This window comes from Ancylobacter radicis, from assembly GCF_018449475.1.
GTDB lineage: Bacteria > Pseudomonadota > Alphaproteobacteria > Rhizobiales > Xanthobacteraceae > Ancylobacter > Ancylobacter radicis.
The window spans coordinates 163,710-183,452 of record NZ_JAHCQH010000017.1 but is presented as its reverse complement, the minus strand read 5'-3'; the positions used below and the strand labels follow the sequence as shown (position 1 = coordinate 183,452).

General features: G+C 66.5%; 19 protein-coding genes. 7 read left to right on the top strand and 12 right to left on the bottom strand.

The genetic code is table 11. The annotated features are described in order from the left end of the window. Window positions 1-81 precede the first annotated feature (81 nt). From KIP89_RS12655 to KIP89_RS12630, 6 genes are all read right to left on the bottom strand, one after another. Window positions 82-1,341 carry a cyclopropane fatty acid synthase gene (locus tag KIP89_RS12655; protein WP_213755797.1) on the bottom strand — a complete coding sequence of 420 codons (1,260 nt, stop codon included), beginning with the start codon at window positions 1,339-1,341 and terminating at the stop codon, window positions 82-84. Between the two features lie 220 nt (window positions 1,342-1,561). Beyond that, window positions 1,562-2,140, bottom strand: coding sequence for a 50S ribosomal protein L9 (gene rplI / locus KIP89_RS12650; protein WP_213755796.1), 579 nt, complete (start codon window positions 2,138-2,140; stop codon window positions 1,562-1,564). A 37-nt stretch (window positions 2,141-2,177) separates the two neighbouring features. Then, window positions 2,178-3,134, bottom strand: coding sequence for a DUF2232 domain-containing protein (locus KIP89_RS12645; RefSeq protein WP_213755795.1), 957 nt, complete (start codon window positions 3,132-3,134; stop codon window positions 2,178-2,180). A gap of 140 nt (window positions 3,135-3,274) precedes the next feature. Beyond that, window positions 3,275-3,544 carry a 30S ribosomal protein S18 gene (rpsR, locus tag KIP89_RS12640; RefSeq protein WP_213755794.1) on the bottom strand — a complete coding sequence of 90 codons (270 nt, stop codon included), beginning with the start codon at window positions 3,542-3,544 and terminating at the stop codon, window positions 3,275-3,277. Then, a complete protein-coding gene (gene rpsF / locus KIP89_RS12635; protein ID WP_213755793.1) occupies window positions 3,544-4,032 on the bottom strand; it encodes a 30S ribosomal protein S6 in 489 nt (162 codons plus the stop codon). The genes rpsR and rpsF overlap by 1 nt, the downstream gene beginning before the upstream one ends. A 258-nt stretch (window positions 4,033-4,290) precedes the next feature. Beyond that, the gene (locus KIP89_RS12630) at window positions 4,291-5,145 is read right to left on the bottom strand and encodes a GGDEF domain-containing protein (protein ID WP_213755792.1); all 855 of its coding nucleotides are present in this window, start codon (window positions 5,143-5,145) and stop codon (window positions 4,291-4,293) included. A gap of 190 nt (window positions 5,146-5,335) precedes the next feature. Here KIP89_RS12630 and fabD point away from each other — a divergent pair, with 190 nt between their 5' ends. The 7 genes from fabD (at window position 5,336) to gmk (ending at window position 11,754) form a co-directional block, all read left to right on the top strand. Continuing rightward, window positions 5,336-6,286: an ACP S-malonyltransferase gene (fabD, locus tag KIP89_RS12625; protein ID WP_213755791.1), complete on the top strand. Its 951-nt coding sequence runs from the start codon at window positions 5,336-5,338 to the stop codon at window positions 6,284-6,286. A 15-nt stretch (window positions 6,287-6,301) separates the two neighbouring features. Then, a complete protein-coding gene (gene fabG / locus KIP89_RS12620) occupies window positions 6,302-7,039 on the top strand; it encodes a 3-oxoacyl-[acyl-carrier-protein] reductase (RefSeq protein WP_213755790.1) in 738 nt (245 codons plus the stop codon). 228 nt (window positions 7,040-7,267) lie between these two features. After that, the gene (locus KIP89_RS12615; protein ID WP_013165911.1) at window positions 7,268-7,504 is read left to right on the top strand and encodes an acyl carrier protein; all 237 of its coding nucleotides are present in this window, start codon (window positions 7,268-7,270) and stop codon (window positions 7,502-7,504) included. Between the two features lie 69 nt (window positions 7,505-7,573). Further along, window positions 7,574-8,836 (top strand): beta-ketoacyl-ACP synthase II, encoded by a 1,263-nt coding sequence (gene fabF / locus KIP89_RS12610; RefSeq protein ID WP_213755789.1) that lies wholly within the window; start codon window positions 7,574-7,576, stop codon window positions 8,834-8,836. Window positions 8,837-8,962: 126 nt separating this feature from the next. After that, the gene (gene mltG / locus KIP89_RS12605; RefSeq protein ID WP_213755788.1) at window positions 8,963-10,126 is read left to right on the top strand and encodes an endolytic transglycosylase MltG; all 1,164 of its coding nucleotides are present in this window, start codon (window positions 8,963-8,965) and stop codon (window positions 10,124-10,126) included. Between the two features lie 70 nt (window positions 10,127-10,196). Continuing rightward, window positions 10,197-11,084, top strand: coding sequence for a YicC/YloC family endoribonuclease (locus KIP89_RS12600; RefSeq protein WP_213755787.1), 888 nt, complete (start codon window positions 10,197-10,199; stop codon window positions 11,082-11,084). A 7-nt stretch (window positions 11,085-11,091) separates the two neighbouring features. Continuing rightward, a complete protein-coding gene (gene gmk, locus KIP89_RS12595; protein ID WP_213755786.1) occupies window positions 11,092-11,754 on the top strand; it encodes a guanylate kinase in 663 nt (220 codons plus the stop codon). On the opposite strand, the gene rsmA is transcribed toward gmk, so the two are convergent. From rsmA to lptF, 6 genes are all read right to left on the bottom strand, one after another. Then, on the bottom strand, window positions 11,727-12,611 hold the full coding sequence (rsmA, locus tag KIP89_RS12590) for a 16S rRNA (adenine(1518)-N(6)/adenine(1519)-N(6))-dimethyltransferase RsmA (protein ID WP_213755785.1): 885 nt from the start codon (window positions 12,609-12,611) through the stop codon (window positions 11,727-11,729). The two genes, gmk and rsmA, sit on opposite strands and share 28 nt — an antisense overlap. Continuing rightward, window positions 12,608-13,705 carry a 4-hydroxythreonine-4-phosphate dehydrogenase PdxA gene (gene pdxA / locus KIP89_RS12585; protein WP_213755784.1) on the bottom strand — a complete coding sequence of 366 codons (1,098 nt, stop codon included), beginning with the start codon at window positions 13,703-13,705 and terminating at the stop codon, window positions 12,608-12,610. Before pdxA ends, rsmA begins: the two co-directional genes overlap by 4 nt. A gap of 4 nt (window positions 13,706-13,709) precedes the next feature. Then, complete coding sequence (locus tag KIP89_RS12580; protein ID WP_250152439.1) at window positions 13,710-14,699, bottom strand: peptidylprolyl isomerase; 990 nt, start codon at window positions 14,697-14,699, stop codon at window positions 13,710-13,712. 162 nt (window positions 14,700-14,861) lie between these two features. Next, entirely contained in the window at window positions 14,862-17,342 is a 2,481-nt protein-coding gene (locus KIP89_RS12575) for an LPS-assembly protein LptD (protein WP_213755783.1), read from the bottom strand. After that, window positions 17,339-18,424 carry an LPS export ABC transporter permease LptG gene (gene lptG / locus KIP89_RS12570; RefSeq protein WP_213755782.1) on the bottom strand — a complete coding sequence of 362 codons (1,086 nt, stop codon included), beginning with the start codon at window positions 18,422-18,424 and terminating at the stop codon, window positions 17,339-17,341. Before lptG ends, KIP89_RS12575 begins: the two co-directional genes overlap by 4 nt. Before the next feature lie 37 nt (window positions 18,425-18,461). Next, on the bottom strand, window positions 18,462-19,619 hold the full coding sequence (gene lptF / locus KIP89_RS12565) for an LPS export ABC transporter permease LptF (protein ID WP_213755781.1): 1,158 nt from the start codon (window positions 19,617-19,619) through the stop codon (window positions 18,462-18,464). Window positions 19,620-19,743: the final 124 nt, after the last annotated feature.

The window sequence follows — 19,743 nt, the reverse complement described above, 5'->3', positions numbered from 1 at the left end:
GGGCCTGTGGAAAGCGGAATCCCGCTTGACGCGATTCCGCACCGGGAGAGTGCCAAGCCATGCGGTAACAGGAGGCGCGCGCTATTCCCCCGCCAGCCGCAGGCCCGGCCGGTGGCGGGTCTCCATCGCCTTCAGCGCCGCCTCGGCCTCGGCGATGTAGCCGCGCGTCATCGGCACCACCCCCTCGCGCCTGGCGAGCTGCACCTGGAAGATCATCATCCCCTGATGGCGGAAGGCCATTTCCGAGGAGGCGAGGTAGAACTCGAACATGCGCACGAAACGCGCATCGTAGAGTCGCTCGACCTCCTCGCGATGCGCGAGGAAGCGTTCGCGCCAGGCCTTGAGCGTCTCGGCATAATGCAGGCGCAGGATCTCGATGTCGGTGACATAGAGCCCGGCACGTTCGATGGCGGGCAGCACCTCGGACAGGGCGGGGATATAGCCGCCGGGGAAGATGTATTTGGCGATCCACGGATTGGTGATGCCCGGACCTTCCGAGCGGCCGATGGAGTGGATCAGCGCGACGCCGTCATCCGTCAGCAGTTCCGCCACCCGCGCGAAATACTCGTCGTAATGGCCGACGCCGACATGCTCGAACATGCCGACCGAGACGATCCGGTCGAACGGGCCGGGCGTGTCGCGGTAATCCTGCAGGCGGAAGGCGGCGCGCTCCGCGAGGCCGCGCTCATTCGCGCGGTTGCGGGCGACGCCGAGCTGCTCCTGCGAGAGGGTGACGCCGGTGACGCGGGCGCCGGCATTCTCCGCCAGATACAGCCCCATGCCGCCCCAGCCGCAGCCGATATCGAGCGTGGCGAGGTCCGGCCGGTCGAACAGCAGCTTGGCGGCGATGTGGCGCTTCTTGGCGAGCTGCGCGTCGTCCAGCGTCTGGTCCGGCCGCTCGAAATAGGCGCAGGAATATTGCCGGTCGGCATCGAGAAAGAGCGAATAGAGCCGCCCGTCGAGATCGTAATGATGGGCGACGTTCTGCTGCGAGCGTTCGCGCGGATTGAACTGCGCGAGGCGCCGGAACAGGAAGCGCAGTTTCATGAACAGCTTGGCGCTGACGCTCGGCACGGCCAGGCCGACCTGGGCCATGAACAGAGCGAGGATGTCGGCGATGTCGCCCTGCTCGACAATGAGGCCGCCATCCATATAGGCCTCGCCCAAGGCCAGTTCGGGATCGAGGCAGACCCGGCGCTGCCATTGCACCGAGGTGAAGCGCATGGCGAGCGGGATGCCGGTGCCGTCGCCGAAGCTGGCGCGGCGGCCGGAAGCGAGGGTGACGCTGAGCGTACCGCGCCGGACGACGCGGGAGATGACCTGCAAGAGCAACCGTTCCATGGTCCACTCCGACCACAGGCAGTCATACGGCGGCCAGCCGTCGAGGCCAGTCTCCGCACGGAGAACTGCCTGCCCATTCGCTGGGCTTATCTAGATGATGCTTACCATTGCATCACAACAAACGGCCTGCCGCAACACGCGCAGATTGCAGACATAACAAAAAAGCCCGGCCGCGAGGCGGCCGGGCTACGCAATTTGGCGTATTCCGCTAGGGAATACTTCAGGCCTGCTCGTCTTCCGCCTCGGCATCGTCCTCGGCGGGGGCTTCGGCCGGGGCTTCATCCTCATCCTCGTCCTCGTCATCATCGCGACGGACGGAGAGGTCTTCACCGCGCGACTGACGCTCGGCTTCCTCGGCGCTGCGGGCGACGTTGGCGTAGACCGACACCTCGACCTCCGGGTGGAGGGTGACCGGCACGGCGTGCAGGCCGATGGACTTGATCGGGTGGTTGAGGACGATCTGGCGGCGCTCGACGGTGAAGCCGGTCGCGGTCAGCGCGTCGGCGATGTCGCGGGTGGACACCGACCCGTAGAGCTGGCCGGTCTCGCCCGCCTGGCGCACGAGCACGACGGTGGTGCCGGCGAGCTTCTCGCCGACCTTGGCGGCTTCGTTCTTGAGCTCGAGATTGCGGGTCTCAAGCTGCGCCTTCATCGAGTCGAAGCGGGTCTTGTTTTCCTTGGTGGCGCGCAGCGCCTTGCCCGAGGGCAGGAGGAAATTGCGGGCGAACCCGTCCTTGACGCGGACCACTTCGCCCATCTGGCCAAGCTTGGCCACGCGCTCCAGCAGAATGACTTCCATTTCAGTTCTCCATTCGATCGTTCGATTTGAATAAGTGTCAGGCTTCGTTGGCGGCCGGCGGTCCGCCGGTTCCGCCGCGCCGGAAACGGCGCCGGATTCCGAAGAGGGTTTCGATCGCGCCCAGCACCGCCAGCAGCGCGAAGGGCCAGCCAAGGGCGAGAGCGGCGATCCACACCGTGCCCAGCACCAGCGTGCGCCCGCCCGCGCCGCGGGTGATCCAGTGCAGGGTGGCGAGGCCGATGAAGGCGAGGGCCATCACCAGCGTCGCGCCGAGCAGTTCGCAGACGAGGCCGATGAAGCCGGAGGACAGCGAGGCGCCGATGAAGGCGCCGGCGAGCAGGGCGACGGTTCCCTGCGGCACGGTGATGGCGGCGAGGTCCGGCCAGGGCCGCATGAGCCGGCCGGACATGCGCGCCACATGGGCGGCGATCCACAGATTGCCGATCTGCGTCACCATGGTGATGAGCGCGGCGGCGGGCGGCATGACGGTGACCAGCAGGTCGATCAGCCGCGCCGTGTCGGCATCCGCCGGGGTGGCGGGATCGGCCGACAGCATGGCCTGGAACAGGGTGCGCAGCGCCGCCTGATAATCCTCGATCGACCCGGCGACGAGCGGGATCAGCGCCGCCACGGCAAGGCAGCCGAGCACGGCGGCGGCGAGCACGATGCGCCCGACCGGGAACCAGACCAGCGGGCCGTCGGGCGCGTCCTGGCGGGCCATCAGCGCGAGATAGGCCAGCACATAGGCGGGCAGGCCGACGCCGGCGACATAGGCCAGCATCAGCTCCAGCCCGAAGGCCAGCGCGAGCGCCACGGCGGCGGCGGAGCCGGCCACCAGAGCGGCGACCTGCGACCAGCCGAGGCCGACGATGAGAATGGGCAGGGGGGCAAGATAGAACAGCGGCAAAGCGATGGCGCTGCCAGAGGCAACGGTTGCCACCAGAAGGGCGGACGCCGCACCGGCGCCGAACGCTATGAGCCAGAGCTGAACCATCGACGAGCTGTCCCGCTTGGGCGGTTAGAGGAGGATCGCGTCCGCCTCAGCCAAGACCTGCAGGGTGATTCCCGCCGGCCTGTCGTAAATCTCACTTGAAGAACGTCCCCGGCCGGAGCCGGGGACGGAATGTCACGCGATCAACGGATCACGAAGGGCAGCAGGCCGAGGAAGCGGGCGCGCTTGATGGCCTGGGCCAGCTCACGCTGCTTCTTGGCGGAGACCGCCGTGATGCGGGACGGAACGATCTTGCCGCGCTCGGAAATGTAACGCTGCAGCAGACGCACGTCCTTGTAGTCGATCTTCGGCGCATTGGCGCCCGAGAACGGGCAGGTCTTGCGACGACGGAAGAACGGACGGCGAGCGCCGGACGAATTGGCGGCCATGCCGCCGGTGCCACCGAATGCCATCACTCAGTCTCCACGTTGGCCGGAGCCTCTTCACGATCACGGCGCGGGCCGCGATCACCACCACGGTCGCCGCGATCGCCGCCGAAGCTGCGGCCGCCGCCACCAAAGCCGCGATCGCCGCCGAAGCCACGATCACCGAAGCCGCGGTCGCCACGATCGTCACGGTCGCGCTTCTGCAGCATGACCGACTGGCCTTCCTCGAGCGTCTCGACGCGGATGGTGAGGAAGCGCAGAATGTCTTCGTCGATGCGCATCTGGCGCTCCATCTCGGCGACGGCCGGAGCCGGAGCGTCGATGTTGAGCAGCGAGAAGTGCGCCTTGCGGTTCTTGCGAACGCGATAGGTGAGGGTCTTCACACCCCAATATTCGGTCTTGGTGACCGAACCACCATTCGCCTCGATAACGCCCTTGAAGCGGGCGGTGAGTTCCTCGACCTGCTGCGCCGTCACGTCTTGGCGCGCGAGGAACACATGCTCATAAAGAGCCATGTCTCGTGCCTTTCCTTAGGTTTTCCGCACAATTGCGGCCATCATCCCGACGCCGAGCCCTTCGAGCCTCGGGAAAGGCTCGAACAATCTCGAAGGCGGGGACACGGGACAGCGGAGATCGGATGATTCCTGCCATGCGGGCAAAAGCCAAAGCATAGCCGTCCGTTCAGCCCCCGGCCGGGACTGACAGTGGCGCGCTTATACGCGCAATCGCCGGGAAATCAAGAGCGCCATGGATTTCCAGCCGCGCGGTGACGCTCACCCCTGAGCCGCCGTCGCAAGCTGGACCACCGGGCAGGATTCCAGGCAGACCCGGTTGCGGCCGCTGCGTTTGGCGCTGTAGAGCGCCGCGTCGGCGCGCTGGAGCAGGGAGGCCGCGTCGTCGCCGGGGCGCAGCAGGGCGACGCCGGCGCTCGTCGTAACGCTTATCCGTTGCCCGTCCTTGTCGATATTCACATCGCCAAGCTGTTTGCGCAGACGATCGGCGACCAGCGTTCCCTGGGTCAGATCGGTGGCCGGCAGCAGCAGGATGAACTCTTCCCCACCCATGCGGAACGCCATGTCGCTGTCGCGCTGGCCATGCCGCAGGCAGCGCCCGATCTCGCGCAGCACCGCGTCGCCCGCGTCATGGCCGTGCCAGTCGTTGATGGCCTTGAAATGGTCGATGTCGAACATGATGAGCGCCAGAGGCTGATTGCGCCGGCGCGCGATCTCGACCCGTTCGACGACCGCCATGTCGAAACTGCGGCGGTTCGGCAGGCCGGTCAGCGTGTCGGTGAACGCCGCTTTCCTGAGGTCCGCCACCTTCAGCGGATCGCCGAGAGATTCGCGCGTCAGGATCACCATTGCCAGCATGCAGAGGCTGCCGCAGAGGCCAAGGATCGGCGACAGGATGTCGAGATCGTGCGCGGCGGTCTCGATGTGATTGATGAACAGGTGAAGCGAGAGGTAGGCCTTCAGGCAGGCTCCCGCCATCAGCAGGACGGCCAGCGCCCGCCATGCCCGGCGTATTCGCCGGGGGGCGGTGCGCCCGAGCCAGAGGATCAGCACGGCCGACGCCAGCCCGATGGACGCGGCCGCAAGACTTCCGACGAATATGATGATCTTGATCATGCTAAACGCGTAGGCGTCTGAGCTTTCTCGAAGCTGCCATCGGCAACGACGGAGAGGGCCTCTGGCGGCCCGCCTCCGGCCTGACCTTGATGGGACCGGGGCAGGGGGGCATTTGCTGCGCGGCTTGACAGGCGGCGCAGGGCAGTGTTCCTGCGCCCGCCAATTCTTAACGAATGGAATACGTCACGATATGAGCAGCGCCTTTGTGTTTCCCGGGCAGGGCAGTCAGGCGGTCGGCATGGGCAAGGCGCTCGCCGACAATTTCACCGCCGCCCGCGCCGTCTTCGAGGAAGTGGACGAGGCGCTCGGCGAGAAGCTTTCCGCGATCATGTGGGAGGGGCCGATCGAGGCCCTGACGCTCACCGCCAACACCCAGCCGGCGCTGATGGCGGCCTCGCTCGCCGCGCTGCGGGTGCTGGAGAGCGAGGCGGGGCTCGACCTCGCCCGCGACGCGGCGTTCGTGGCCGGCCATTCGCTCGGTGAATATTCCGCGCTCGCCGCCGCCGGCACCTTCTCCATCGCCGATACCGCCCGGCTGCTGCGCCTGCGCGGCACCGCCATGCAGGCGGCGACCCCGGTCGGCACCGGCGCCATGGCCGCGATCCTCGGCCTCGACTTCGACAAGGTGGCCGCCGTTGCCGCCGAAGCCGCGCAGGGCGAGGTCTGCGACATCGCCAATGACAATGCGCCGGGCCAGGTCGTGGTCTCCGGCAACGCCGCGGCGGTGGCCCGGGCCTGCGAGATCGCCAAGCGCGAGGGCGCGGCCCGCGCCGTGCTGCTGACCGTTTCCGCCCCCTTCCATTGCAGCCTGATCGCCTCGGCGGCGGATGCGATGGCGCAGGCGCTGACCGAGGTCGCGATGCGCGCCCCCAAGGTGCCGCTGGTGGCCAATGTGACGGCCGCCCCGGTGACCGACCCGGCCGAAATCCGCGCGCTGCTGGTCAAGCAGGTGACGAGCACCGTGCGCTGGCGCGAATGCGTATCCTTCATGGCGGGTGCGGGCGTGACGCGGCTTGTCGAGGTCGGCACCGGCAAGGTGCTCTCCGGCCTCACCAAGCGCATCGCCCGCGAGGTCGCCTCCGCCAATGTCGGCACGCCCGAGGATGTGGCGGCCTTCGCCGCTGCGCCCGCGACGGCCTGAACCTAGGAGACTCCCGTGTTCGATCTGACCGGAAAAACCGCTCTCGTTACCGGCGCGACGGGCGGCATCGGCGGCGCCATCGCCACCGCTCTGCATGCCCGCGGCGCCACCGTGGCGCTCTCCGGCACCCGCCGCGAGGCGCTGGAGGCACTGGCCGCGCAGCTCGGCGAGCGCAGCTTCGTGCTGCCCTGCGACCTCTCCAACAATGAGCAGGTCGAGGCGCTGGTGCCGCAGGCCGAGGAGGCCATGGGCGTCCTCGATATTCTTGTGAACAACGCCGGCATCACCCGCGACGGGCTGTTCGTGCGCCTCACCGACGAGATGTGGGACACGGTGATCCAGGTGAACCTGACCGCCGGCTTCCGCCTGACCCGTGCCGCCGCGCGCTCCATGATGCGCCGGCGCACCGGCCGCATCATCGGCATCACCTCGATCGTCGGGGTGACCGGCAATGCCGGCCAGGGCAATTATGCCGCCGCCAAGGCCGGCATGATCGGCATGTCCAAGGCGCTGGCCAAGGAAGTCGCCGCGCGCGGCGTCACGGTCAACTGCATCGCGCCGGGCTTCATCGCCACGCCGATGACGGATGTGCTGAACGACAAGCAGAAGGACGCGATTCTCTCCGCGGTTCCGGCGGCGCGCCTCGGCACGCCGGAGGACATCGCGGCGGCGGCCGTCTACCTGGCTTCCAGCGAGGCCGGCTATGTCACCGGGCAGACTCTGCATGTGAATGGCGGAATGGCCATGATCTGACGACGCGCGCCGAGACCGGCGGTCCCGCGCCCCCTAGGGCGCTGGTTTTGCCGAATGAAGTGTGCTAACGACCGCCTCGGCTCACAGGGGTGGACGCCGCGAGAAACAGCGGGGCCGTCCGGGCATTTCCTGTAATCGGGGCAGAAAACAGGCCGCCAAAACCGCGTGCCCACGCGGGGGCCAATTGGAACAACGTAGCAACCTCCGGATACGGACGAGGGTGAACCGATGAGCGATATTGCCGAGCGCGTGAAGAAGATTGTAGCCGAGCATCTGGGTGTCGAGCCCGAGAAGGTTACCGAGAATGCCAGCTTCATCGACGATCTCGGCGCGGACAGCCTCGATACGGTCGAGCTGGTCATGGCCTTTGAAGAGGCCTTCAACTGCGAGATTCCCGACGACGCCGCCGAGACGATCCTGACCGTCGGCGACGCCATCAAGTTCCTGGAAAAGAACGCGGCCTGAGGCCCGTTCGACGCTGCGGCGGTTCGTCCGTCGCAGCGTTTCCTATCTAACGTTCCCCGGAGACATCGGATGAGGCGTGTCGTCGTTACCGGCCTCGGCATGGTGACGCCGCTCGGTTGCGGCGTGGAAACCACGTGGAGACGGCTGCTGGCCGGCGAAAGTGGCGCCGGTCGCGTCGAGAATTTCGATGTGTCCGACCTGGCGGCCAAGATCGCCTGTCAGATCCCGCGCGGCGATGGCTCCGACGGCACCTATAATCCCGACCAGTGGATGGAGCCGAAGGAACAGCGCAAGGTCGACGAGTTCATCGTCTATGCGATGGCCGCCGCCAAGCAGGCGCTGGACGATGCCGGATGGCATCCGACCTCCTATGAGGACCAGTGCGCCTCGGGCGTGCTCATCGGCTCCGGCATCGGCGGCCTTCAGGGCATCGCCGAGACCAGCCTGCTGTTGCAGGAACGTGGCCCGCGCCGCGTGTCCCCCTTCTTCATTCCCGGCCGCCTGATCAATCTGGCGGGTGGCTATGTCTCGATCGCGCACGGCCTCAAGGGGCCGAATCACGCGGTCGTCACCGCCTGCTCGACCGGCGCGCACGCCATTGGCGACGCCGCCCGTCTCGTCGCCTTCGGCGATGCGGATGTGATGGTCGCGGGCGGCACCGAATCGCCGGTCAACCGTCTGGCGCTCGCCGGCTTCGCCGCCTGCCGGGCACTGTCGACCAGCTATAACGACACGCCGACCAAGGCCTCGCGTCCCTATGACAAGGACCGCGACGGTTTCGTCATGGGCGAGGGCGCGGGCGTGGTCGTGGTCGAGGCGCTCGACCACGCGCTGGCGCGCGGCGCCAAGATCTATGGAGAGGTCGTCGGTTACGGCATGTCCGGCGACGCCTATCATATTACCGCCCCGTCGGAGGATGGCGATGGTGCTTTCCGCTGCATGCAGGCGGCGCTGAAGCGCGCCGGCATCACGGCGGGTGACCTCGACTACATCAACGCCCACGGCACCTCGACCATGGCGGACGAGATTGAGCTCGGCGCGGTGAAGCGCCTGCTCGGCAATTCCGCGGCCAAGGTGTCGATGTCGTCCACCAAGTCGTCCATCGGCCATCTGCTCGGTGCGGCGGGTGCGGTGGAAGCGATCTTCTCGCTGCTCGCCATCCGCGACCAGATCGCCCCGGCGACCATCAATCTCGACAACCCGTCGATCGATTCGCCGATTGATCTGGTGCCGCATACCCCGCGTGCCCGCACCATTGATTACGCGCTGTCGAACTCCTTCGGCTTTGGCGGTACCAACGCGTCGCTGGTCTTCAAGCGTTACGCGCACTAGCGGCAAAGCGGGCCGGGCGTAGGGGAAAAGCCAGGCTTTGCCCCACTCCGGGTTCCCGCTTTCGCCATATTTGAGGGTAGTCTGCCTGTGCGTTGCGCTGCCTGCGGACGCCAGGCGAGGCAACCGATGACCGATCAGACACCTCCCGAGCCGACGCCCGCTCCTGCCGAGACGCCGGGCACTGCTCCCGCGCCGGCCGCCAAACCGCTACGTACCCGCCGCGCCTCCAAGCGTGCGGGGCATCCGCTGGTGGTGGCGGGAAGCGCGGTCTTCACCCTTCTGCTGATGGTGATCCTGCTGGGCGGCGGCGCGCTCTGGGTCGGCCTGAAACGCTACGACGCGCCCGGCCCGCTGCCGCAGGACACGGCGATCATCATTCCCGGCGAATCGGGCCTGATGGACATTGCCGACCTGCTGGTGAAGCGCGGGATCATCACCGACAAATGGGTGTTCGTCGGCGCGGCGGTCGGCACGCGCTCGTCCGGCAAGCTGAAGGCGGGCGAGTATGAATTCGCCGGGCAGGCTTCGATCCGGCAGGTGCTCGACACCATCGTTTCCGGCAAGGTCATAGAATACAACGTCACCATTCCCGAGGGGCTGACCAGCGACCAGATCGTGCAGCGCCTGCTGGAGATGGAGGAACTGTCCGGCGCCATCCGCCAGGTGCCCCGCGAGGGCAGCCTGCTGCCGGACACCTACAAGGTGACACGCGGCACCTCGCGCGAGGACGTGCTGCGCCGCATGGCCCGCACGCAGGACACGCTGCTCAAGGAAATCTGGCAAAAGCGCGATCCCGCTTTGCCGCTGAAATCGCCTGAGGAACTGGTCATCCTTGCCTCGATCGTCGAGAAGGAGACCGGCGTGGCGCAGGAGCGGCCGGAGGTCGCCGCCGTGTTCGTCAACCGGCTCAACAAGAAGATGCGGCTGCAATCCGACCCGACGATCATCTACGGGCTGGTGCGCGGCAAGGGGCGGCTGGACCGGCCGATCACGCGGACCGACATCACCACGCCGACGCCGTTCAATACCTACACCATTCCCGGCCTGCCGCCGGGCCCGATCGGCAATCCCGGCCGGGCCTCGCTGGAGGCGACGGCCAATCCCGCCAAGTCGAAGGCGCTGTATTTCGTGGCGGATGGTTCGGGCGGCCACGCCTTCGCCGAGACGCTGGACCAGCACAACCGCAATGTCGCGCGCTGGCGGCAGATCGAGCGCGACCGCAAGATCGACCCCTCCAGCCAGCCGGCCGGGACCCAGGGCAACACCGGCGCAACCCCGGACATCAACTAGCCGCCTTGAGGCGCCGGGACACCATCGTTATGGTCCGCGCGCCGCGATGATGCGCGGCAGGGGAGACAGTATGGCGCTGGTCAGCATGACGGGCTTTGCCCGCACCCAGGGACAGGCCGGCGCATGGCACTGGACCTGGGAAGTGAAGTCGGTGAACGGCAAGGGCCTTGACCTGCGCCTGCGCCTGCCCGCCGGCTGGGACGGGCTTGAGGTTCCCCTGAAGCAAATCGCCTCACGCACGCTGGCGCGCGGCAATGTCAATGCGACGCTCGCGATGACGCGGGCCGATTCGGCGGTCAGCGTGCGCGTCAACGAGCCGGTGCTGCGCGCGGTGGCGGCAGCCGTCGCCAAGGTCGCGGCCGAACTCGACGCGCCGGCGGTGCGGCTTGAGAGCCTGCTCTCCCTCAAGGGCGTGCTCGACGTGACCGAGGCGGAAGACAGCGAGGCCCAGCGCCGCGAGGCCGAGCAGGCGGTGACGGCGGGCTTCGAGCAGGCGATCGCCGATCTCGCTGCCATGCGGACCAAGGAAGGCGCGGCGCTGGCGGGCGTGCTCCATGAGCGGCTCGACGGCATCGAGCAGCTGACCGCCGCCGCCGAGGCCAACCCCACCCGCCAGCCCGAAGCGATCCGCGCCAAACTCGCCGAGCAGATCCGCACGCTTCTGGACACCGGGGCGAATTTCGATCCCGACCGCCTGCATCAGGAAGCGTTGATGCTGGCCGCCAAGGTGGATGTGCGCGAGGAACTCGACCGGCTGGTCGCCCATGTCGCCGCCGCCCGCGCCATGCTGGGCGAGGGCGGGGCGGTCGGGCGCAAGCTCGACTTTCTGGCCCAGGAATTCAACCGCGAGACCAATACGCTCTGTTCCAAGGCGAACGACGTCTCGCTGACCGCCATCGGCCTCGAACTCAAGGGGCTGGTCGAGCAGTTCCGCGAGCAGGTCCAGAACATCGAGTGAGGCGCGCATGACCAATCCATCCGTTATTTCGGTCGCGCGTCGCGGGCTGATGCTGGTTCTGTCCTCGCCATCGGGGGCCGGTAAATCGACGCTGGCGCAGCTTCTATTGAAAGAGCATCCCGAGATGCATCTCTCCGTCTCGGTGACGACGCGCGAGCGCCGGCCGAGCGAGGTCGAGGGCATCCACTACCATTTCATCAAGCGCGAGCGTTTCGAGAAGCTGCGCGATGCCGGCGACCTGCTGGAATCGGCGGAGGTGCACGGCAATTTCTACGGCACGCCGCGCGAGCCGGTGGAGAACGCCCTGACCGCCGGCAAGGACGTGCTGTTCGACATCGACTATCAGGGCACGCTCCAGCTCTACGAGAAGATGCGCACCGACATTGTCGGCGTGTTCATCCTGCCGCCCTCGGCACATGAGCTGAAGACGCGGCTGGAGCGCCGGGCCGAGGATGCCTCCGGCGTCATCGAGAAGCGGCTGAAGAACGCCCGCACCGAGATCGCCCACTGGCGCGAATATGACTATGTGCTGGTGAATGAGGATCTGAACACGACGTTCAACAGCCTCCAGGCCATTCTCGCCGCCGAACGCCTGCGCCGCGAGCGCCAGCTCGGCCTGCCGCCGATCGTCGAGCGGCTGGATCAGGAACTGGCGTCGCTGACGGACTGAGACGTTCCCGCCCGCAGGGTGACCCAATTATTGGCGAGGGTCACGAAGCCCTCCACCGGCACTTGCTCGGCGCGCTCGGTCGGTTCGATGCCGGACGCGTCGAGCAGGGCGGCGGTGTCGACGCCGAGGCTTTTCAGGCTCTGGCGCAGCATCTTGCGGCGCTGGCCGAAGGCCGCTTCCGTCACCCGCTCCAGCGCCTTGAGCGAACAGGGCAGGGGGGCCGGGCGCGGGACGATATGCACCACCGAGGACGTCACCTTGGGCGCCGGCACAAAGGCCGAGGCCGGCACGTCGAAGGCGATGCGCGCGGTGGCCCGCCAGCCGGTGAGGATGGCGAGGCGCCCATAATGATTGGTGCCCGGCGCGGCAACGATGCGCTCGGCCACCTCGCGCTGGAACATCAGCGTCAGGCTCTCATACCAGGGCGGCCAAGGATCGGTGGAGAGCCAGCCGATCAGCAGCGGCGTCGCGATATTATAGGGCAGGTTGGCGATGATGACGGCGCGCCCGCCGGCGGGTGCCAGAGCGGAATAGTCGGTCTGGAGCGCGTCGCCCTCCACCACCTCCAGCCGGCCCGGATAATGCGCGGCGACCTCGGTGAGCGCGGCGATGCAGCGCGAGTCGCGCTCGATGGCGATGACCTTGTCGGGCCCCAGCGCCAGAATGGCACGGGTCAGCCCGCCCGGTCCGGGGCCGATTTCCACCACCGTCACGCCCTCCAGCCGACCGGCAGTGCGGGCGATCTTCGAGGTGAGGTTGAGGTCGAGCAGGAAGTTCTGGCCGAGCGACTTCAGCGCCGAGAGGCCATGCTCGCGGATGACGTCGCGCAGCGGGGGCAGATCGTCGATGCCGCTCATGCGGGTTCTCCGGCCAGAGCGGGCAAAGGTGCTAACGCCCCGGCGCGGTCGACATCGGCGAGGCGGCGGGCGAGGCGCAGCGCCTCGATCAGGCTCGACGGATCGGCCTTGCCGGTGCCGGCGATGTCGAAGGCGGTGCCGTGATCGGGCGAGGTGCGGACGAAGGGCAGGCCGAGCGTGACATTCACCGCCCGGTCGAAAGCGAGCGTCTTCACCGGCGCCAGAACCTGATCATGATAGGCGCCGATCACCACGTCATAGGCCACGCGCGCCTTGGCATGGAACAGCGTGTCCGCCGGGAAGGGGCCACGTGCATCGATTCCCTCGGCCCTGAGCGCCTCGATGGCGGGACGGGTGACGTCCTCATCCTCGCGGCCGATCGTGCCTTCCTCCCCCGCATGCGGGTTCAGCCCGCAAAAGGCGAGGCGGGGACGGGCGATGCCGAAGCGATGCTGAAGGTCGCGGGCGGCGATGCGGGCGGTCTCGACCAGCAATTGGCGGGTCAGACGGCTTGCCACCTCGGCGATCGGGATATGGATGGTGGCGGGGATGACCGCGAGTTCCGGCGACCATATCATCATCACCGGCCGCGGCGCCGGCTCGCTGGCCAGAAAGGCCAGATACTCGGTATGGCCGGGAAAGCTGAAGCCGGCGGCATAGAGCACCGATTTGGCGATGGGGTTGGTGACGACGGCACTTGCCCGCCCCGCCTGCACCAGCCGCACGGCGGCGTTGATCGCCGCTTTCGCGGCCGGGCCGCTGGTCGCATCCGGCGCGCCGGGCTGGGCGGTCACGACCGGGCCGGCCGGCACTACGGGCAGCACGTCGGGAAACAGCCGGGCGGCGTCTTCTGGGGCGCACTCGCGGATGGTTACGGCCACGCCGAGCCGCGCCGCGCGTGCGCGCAGACAGGCCGGGTCGCCGGTGACGAAGAAGGCGGGCAGGCCGAGTTCCGCCCGGTGTTCCCAGGCACGCAAGGCGATGTCCGGTCCGATGCCGGCCGGCTCGCCCAGCGTCAGGGCGAGAGCCGGGACGGAGGGCGCAGTCGCGGATCGTTCAGAGTCAGATGGTTCGGACTCGGGTCGTTCGGGCATGGGGTCAGCGGTACTGGATCATGGCCGATTTGCGGGCCTCGTCCAGCAGTCGCTTGGAAAGCGCATCGAACTGCTTGGTCTGAAGTTCCTGCTTCACTTCGCGCTTCTGCGCGCTTTCACCAATGATTTCGCGGCGCGAGCAGATCGCGACCATTTCGATGCCGGCGCGGGTGACTTCCGGTGCCGTGGTCTGGCCGACCGGAATCTCGTCCATGATCTTGCGCAGCGGCGCGCTCATGTCGGCCGAGGTGCGGATGACGGGGTCGCGCACCACCGTTTCCTTCAACGAGCGGGCATCGGTGACGCCACTCTCGCAATCGGTGAACCGCTTGCGCAGCGCGTTGGCTTCCGCCATGCGCTGGGCGCGGCTGGCATCCGGCGCGGTACGCGAGACCACGAGCACGATCTGCCGCACCGTGTATTCGGTGGTGCGTTGGGCCTTGGTCAGATCCTCGCCCTTGGTCTCAAGGGCGGCGAAAACGTCGGAATCGCGGATCGTGGTGACGGAGGAATAGCGGCCGCGCACATAGTTGTTCCAGACATAGTCGGCGCGCATCTTTTCCTTCAGCGTCGCGGCGCTGAGGCCCGACGTGCCGAGCGCCTGCGTAAGCTGGTCCGGGGTGCGTCCGCCGCGGCTCGCCATAGAGGCGAACAGCTTGTTCACCTCGTCCGTGTCGGCGGTGATGCCGTAACGCTGGGCCGTGGCAATCTTCAGCTTCTCGTTGACGAGGTCGTCGAGCGCCTGCTTCTGGCTGAGCGAACGACGCTCGGTGAGCTGGGCAAGCTTGATGCGCTGCGCCACGTCGAAGCTGGTGATGGGCTGTCCCTGCACGAGGACGAGGACCTGCTGAGCGGCCGCCGGACTGGACACCAGCGGCGCCGCCATGACGCAAAGGCCGACCGAAAGGAGCAGGGGCGCGAGCAGGCGCGTCGTCGCGCTGCGACCATTGTGGCGAGCGCACTCAAGAGTGCCGTGCCGGCTCCGCGTCGTCATGTCCCGCCTCATTCTCCTCTGGCCGCCAGGAAATCCATTGGAACCCCACCGGAACCCCATGGCACGCTCGTCTCTCAGGGGAAGCCATCAGCTTCTTCTGACGAGCGGTTGTGGCGTCAATACGACGGCTTGATCACAGTGCTGCGCCCGGGGCGCGCCGGATCATTCATCCGAACTCATGGTGGAGCCGACCTGCGACGAGAACCCGGCCGCACCGAGGGTGCGCAGGCTGATGGTCAGCAGCACCGTGTCGACCCGCTCGCGATTGCCGCTCTCGGTGTAGTCCGACTTGTAGGACAGCGTCAGGCCGAAGCAGTCATCCGCATAGGACACGCCGAACAGCGAGTAGTCGATCTCGTTCTCGTGCAGGTTAAAGCGCGAGGCCGCTAGGACGCTCCAATTCTCATTGATCTTGTATTGGCCCGCGCCGAGCACGCCCTGACGCTCCTCATAATAGCCGAGCTCCGGCTGGGCGGCATACAGGCCATAGGTCGCCGAGAGCGTCAGCTTGTTGATGGTGGCGCGGCCTTCGAACTCGTAACGCTCGACCGACCAGTCGTCATTGTCGAAACGGAAGCGGTTGATGAGGGCGAAATTCTTGTTCGGCGCGTAGTACAGCCGGGCGACATAGTCGGAGACATCGTCCTCAAGACCGGAATCGGCACCGGTATTGGCCATGTCGTAATAGGCATAGGAGTTCTGGCCGGCCAATTGGTAGGACTGGCCGAACAGCGCGTTCACCTGCCCGGCGCCGCGGATGTTGGCGGTGTACTGGATGCCGACATTGGCGCGGGTGCCGCCCTCGACCCGGTCATAGCCGGAATATTTGTTGATCTCGAACAGGTTGGTGTCGTCGAAGATCAGGCTCTGGGCGTCTTCGTTGGGGAAGTCGCCAATGTCGGTCTCGTCCGGGCGGACGATGACCTGAGCGATCGGCTCAATGGTCTGGGTACCCCAGCTCTGCACCGCGATGAACGGATAGCGATATTCGAGGCCGATCGCCGGCATGGCGCGCACCAGCGACTCGCTGTTCGACGACAGCCACGGATAGTCCACCGTCTCGGGATCGACCTGCGCGGCGTCGAGCTGGACGTTCAGGAACGGCGTCCAGGACTGGCCGGCATTGTCGATGAAGGTACGGCGCCAGTTCGCTATGCCGGACACGCGGGTATAGCTGCCGGCCATGCCGCGCATCAGACAGTTCTGCCGCTGCACCGCCGGATCGGCACTCATCGAGGACAGGTCGCACTCATTGCCCGGACCCTCGGTGACGTTCTGGACGGCATATTCCGAGGAGGTGGCGCGAATGTCGATCTGGTCTCGCGTCAGGCTGATCATGTTGAAGTCGTAGCTGAACTCGCCGCCGAAGAACGACTGGTCCAGCGTCTTGCTGTAGTCGATCACCGGGTGGACGACTGGCTGCTGGTCTTGGACGTCATAGGACGTCAGGCCCGTAAAGTACTGGATCCGCGCATCGAAATAGCTGCGATCACCCTGGCCGACCAGGTAGAGCTGCGACGTGACTTCCTTCTTCGCGTCGCTGATGAGGTCGTAATCCTCCATGAACGTCTTGTCGGAGGTCAGCCAGCCATCCCAGCCCCAGTACCATTGCTGGTTGAGGTTGAACCGGCCGTGCGTCTCGATCATGCCGCGCTGGTCGCGATAGCCGGGCTGGCCAAGGAACGCGTCCTTGTCCTCCTGCTCGATGCCGGCGGCGCGGATGCTGTAGATGCCGGTCTCCAGCCGATGCCGGAAGGTGCCGTCGAACAGGACGCCCTGCTTGGTGAGGAACATCGGCGAGAACGTCACGTCCAGATTGGGCGCGATGTTCCAGAAATACGGGATGGTGACGCCGTAGCCGATCTCGCTCGTGTTGATGAAGCTGGGGATCAGGAAGCCGGACTTGCGCTTCACGGTCGGATCGGGCGCCGACATATAGGGCACCCACGCGATCGGAACGCCCAGGAATTCGAGCCGGGCGCTCTCGAAATAGATCGTCTGTTCCTTTTCCTTATGGATGATCCGCGCCGCCTTGATCTGCCACATGGGCGGCTTGGTCGGATCGGTCTTGCACGGTTCGCAGGGCGTGTAGGCGCCACTGGTCAGCACCGTCGTGTCGCCGCCCGAGCGGTCGGCGCGCGCGGCGGCGAAATGCATATTGTCCGGCGTATCGATGCGCAGCGAGGTCACGAAGCCGTCGGTGAACTGCTGGGACAGGTCGAGGCTCTCGGCCGAGATGACCTTGCCGTCCTTGTCCTTCAGCCGAACGCCACCTTCCGCGCGCAGGCGGCTGGCGGTGCGGTCATAGACGACCCGCTTCGCTTCCAGCACCGCCCCGTCGTAATAGATCTGGACGTTGCCGTCGGCGATGACCTCATTGCGATTGTAGTCGTAGACCAGCTCATCGGCGGTCACGAGCATCTTGGCATTGGGATCGGTCGGCTGGCGTTCGGCCAGCATTTCGCGCGCCGCGGAGTTGGTGTTGGTCGGCGCCTGCGCAAACGCATCCGGCGCCGAGGCAACGACGCCCAGCGAGCTACAGATCACCGTGACGAACAGCCAACAAGCGGAGGTGCTCAAGCGACCCTTATGCCGCGAGACCACCATTTCCGCCTGGCCGGCCTTGGGTGTGCCGACCTTCATCCGTCCTCCCGGTGAAGCAGGATGAGAACGCCCATCAATGCCCCAACGACCGCTGGAAACCACGCTGCAATAATGGGATGCACGATCCCGGCCTCACCGAGATCCTCGGCGAGCTTGGTGAACACATAAAGCAGAAAGCCGGCGGCCACGCCACCGAGAATCGTCTGGCCGATCCCGCCGAAGCGGAACACGCGCAGGCTCACCGAGGCGGCGATCAGCACCATCGCCAGCAGCAGCATGGGCCGGGCGAGGAGCGACTGATACTGCAGCCGATAGCGTTCCACACCGAAGCCGACACGGCGTGCCGCCTCGATCGCCCCGGGTAGATTCCAGAACGGGACGGTATCGCTCTGCAGCGTTTCCTCGATCTGATTCGGGGTGAGATTCGTGGCGACCATGTAGGTATCGTACGACTGCAATCCTAGACCGGGAGTTAAGACCCGGGCTTCGCTCAGTCGCCAGGCTCCGTCTTCGAGGGTGGCGTTACGCGCTTCGATGCGTTCCTGCAGCTTGCCATCGGGACCGAACAAGAAAACGTTAACGCCGGACAATTGGCGCCCGCCATCGACTTTGGCGCCGGCCTGGATGATGGCCTGTCCGTCGACGCTTTGCTGGCGGATCCAGAACCCCCCGCCGGTCGAGGCGAACAGCCCGGTCTGGCGGTTGAATATCTCCGCTTCGATCCGGTTCGCGCGCTCCTTGAAGTCGGCGGACATCGGATTGTAGATCGTTGTGGAAAACACCCCGAGCAGCACCGCCAGCAGGCAGGCGGGGAAGATGAACTGCCAGGCGGAGATGCCGGCGGCGCGGGCCACGACGAGTTCGAGCCGGCGCGATAGCGTCAGAAATGTGCCGATGGCGCCGAACAGCACCGCGAAGGGCAGCAACTGCTCGGTGAAGAAGGGCGCCCGGTAGAGGATGACCAGCAGCAGCGTGAACGAATCCACATCCCGCTCACCCACGCGTCGCGACATCTCGAGGAAGTCGATGAGCATGATGAGGAAGACGCAGCCGACGAAGATCCCAAGCACCGAGCTCAGGAACCGCCGGCCGAAATAGAAACCGAGCGTGGGGCCGATCACGGGAGGTGTTCCCACTGGCTGGTGATGATCATGGCGCTCAGTTCACCGTTGCCCGTACGACGCGCTGCGCCATCCGGTCGATATAAAGAGCCATTGCCTTCGGCATGCGCGGCTTGAACCGCCCGCTCAGCGACAGGATCGAGCCGATGAGGAAGACCACGGGCACGAGATACACGAAGGGCACGATATCCGGGTTGTTGCGCACCTGATTGATAAGGCCGAAGCTCGTCACCTGCAGCACGATCACGAAAGGCGCCGTCGCCGCGAGCGCCAGGCCGCGGCCCTCGCGCGTGGTGCGCGGCTCGGCCAGCGCCGCGCAGGCGATGCCGAAAAAGGCGAGCACATAAAGCGGCAGCGACAGGCGGCGATGAATTTCTTCGGTGAACCGGCCGGGATCGCGCTGGAAGGCGGGGTCGTTCGGATCGGGATTCAGCAATTCGCGGAAGGAACGCTCCGGTGCGCGGTACACGGTGTTGTCCGCCCCTGAGGTGAAGGGCGACAGGTCGAAGGCATAACGCTGGAATTCGACCACGTTGCTGTCCGGTTTGCCGGTGGTGCGACGATGGATGGCGCCGTCCTCAAGAATGAGGAACGTCCCCTCCGGGCTGTCCACCACCTGGCCGCGATCGGCCAGATAGGTGCTCACCTCGTTGGGATTGCGGGCGTCATTGATGAAGATGCCGCCGAGCACGCCACTGGCGTTGCGCTCGCGCACATTGAACACCATGCCGTCTGCGAGCGGGGTGAAGCGTCCGGGCTGGGCGATGAAGGCGACCACATCCGCACGCACGCGGCTGATCTCATAGCGGAACTGACGCAGCGCCGCGGGCACGAGTTCCATCGACAAGGCGGTGCACAGTGCGGCGACGATGAGCGCCAGCACCAGAAGCGGGCGCAGGAAGCGCACGGTGGAGATGCCGGCGGCGCTCGCCACCACGATCTCCGAATCGCTGTTCATGCGGAAAAGCGTGTGCGAAACGGCCATGAACAGGGCGGCCGGGGCGAGGCCGAGGATGAGGGCGGGCAAAGCGAGGCTGGTGATGAACACGAAGGCCAGGATGGTCTGGCCCTGTGTGGTCATGATGTCGAGTTCGCGCAGCGCCTGCGTCACCCAGATCATGCCGGCAAGTACGACCAGCGTTCCGATGAAGGCCGTGGCGGCCGCGCGGAACACGTAACGGTCCAGTCGAGTCATCGAGCGGCGATTCCCGTTGCAAACTTCGTAACGTCCGCCGCCCCGGCGACCGTTCCTCGGCGAGATCAATAAGCGCCCTCGGCGCCGGGCGCAAATAGGGCGGCTTTGCGCGCGTGGTTCACCA